Consider the following 1,458-nt stretch of genomic DNA (forward strand, 5'->3'; position numbering starts at 1 on the left):
TCTCGCGCAAGACCAGACGTAGCTGCCGCCCGCCCTGACGACTGGCCTTGAATGGTAGCAAGGGGCCATCGTCCAGTTCGCGTATGGAATTCAGACGCATCAGTGCCGCTTCATCCAGCCCGCCATCCACCCATACCAAGTACTCGTGCTCGTAATCGCGCGCATCCCGCGTTAAGCGGTTAGCCAACGCATCGTCCTGCGTTAGCACCATCAAGCCGCTGCTGTCCGCATCCAGCCAGCCAGCTTCTTGCAAATGGGTGCTACAACGGGAAAGCCAGGCCCAGCCGCTGCGGTCTTTGTCGCAGCGTGTCGCAGCTTGCAATAAAGGTAAAGGATTGGCGACGCCGGCGGGCTTATTCAGCAGCAGGGTTACACGGGAAGGCGGCGGCTGAATCTTGCTGCGCTCCAGCGTAATGGTTTGGGTGGCGCTGATGCGACTTCCCAGGGCTTGTACCGTTTCACCATCTACGCGGACAAAACCCATTTCTATGCATTCATCGGCTTCGCGTCGCGATGCGACCAGACCCAGTTCGGTCAGGCGGCGACTCAGGCGGATATCTTCTGACATGACAACTCCCGGCTAGGGACACTAGCCTCGACATTATAATGATTAAATTATATATTGTTCGATCGCATCAAATACTTCGTTTACAAATAAATCGACTCCATGCCCGCAGACCGTTTTAAAGACTTCAATGCCAAACTAGATGAAGCGCAAATGCACTACGCCATCAATCTGGGGGACGCGCTTGTCTGTCTTGAACATTTGCTGGCCCGGAAAGAGGCGCAGGATGCGCCGCGCCTCTTACAAGCCTTGCAGTTGCGCGGCCAGATACGGACGGCGCAAGGCCACTTTATGGTGGCCATGGAAGATCTGGTACGCGCCCAGCAGCTGGCAGTACAGGCCGCAGACAATCAGGCCGAAGCCCAGCTACTGTGTCTGATCGGCAATATCTACATCCTGCAAGGCTTGTATCCGGATGCGATGGGCATTTTGCTGGATGCTGTCCATACCCTGGAAAGCGGTGAGACCAGTACATGGCTGGCACGCGCACTGAATAGCCTGGGTTTTACCTACCATTTTCTCGGACAGCACGGCAAGGCGGTCTCCTATTTGGAGCGCAGCATACAGCTTGCCCGGGAAACAGGCGACCTAATGGTAGAAAGTCTGGCTTTAGACAGTCTGGCCAATAGCAAACTTGCCATGGGGCAAGAGCGCGAGGCGCTGGTCTATATCCGCCGCAGCATTTTACTGCTACGTAGTTTGGGCCATGCAGAATATCTGGCAGAGTACCTCGTTACACTGGCCAAGGCAGAGGATGGCGTGGGTGAAGACGGCAGCGCCAGCTTGCATGAGGCACTGACGCTGGCAAGACGCCTGCAACTGCCGCGGCACGAAGCCCAGACACTCTATTATATGGGGCTACGTCAAGTCAGATTAGGGCAACACAATGAGGC

Annotated in this window: 2 protein-coding genes; one reads left to right on the forward strand and one right to left on the reverse strand. The window is 55.9% G+C overall.

From position 1 onward, the window contains the following. Positions 1 to 568 (reverse strand): pseudouridine synthase (locus EGI20_RS18625; RefSeq protein WP_498633183.1); only part of this gene is annotated, 568 nt, incomplete at its 3' end. Between the two features lie 99 nt (positions 569 to 667). On the opposite strand from EGI20_RS18625, the gene EGI20_RS18630 reads away from it, so the two are divergent. After that, positions 668 to 1,458, forward strand: a 791-nt coding sequence (locus EGI20_RS18630) for a tetratricopeptide repeat protein (RefSeq protein ID WP_498633185.1), incomplete at its 3' end; no start/stop codon positions are given.

The organism is Aquitalea sp. S1-19 (genome assembly GCF_024343515.1).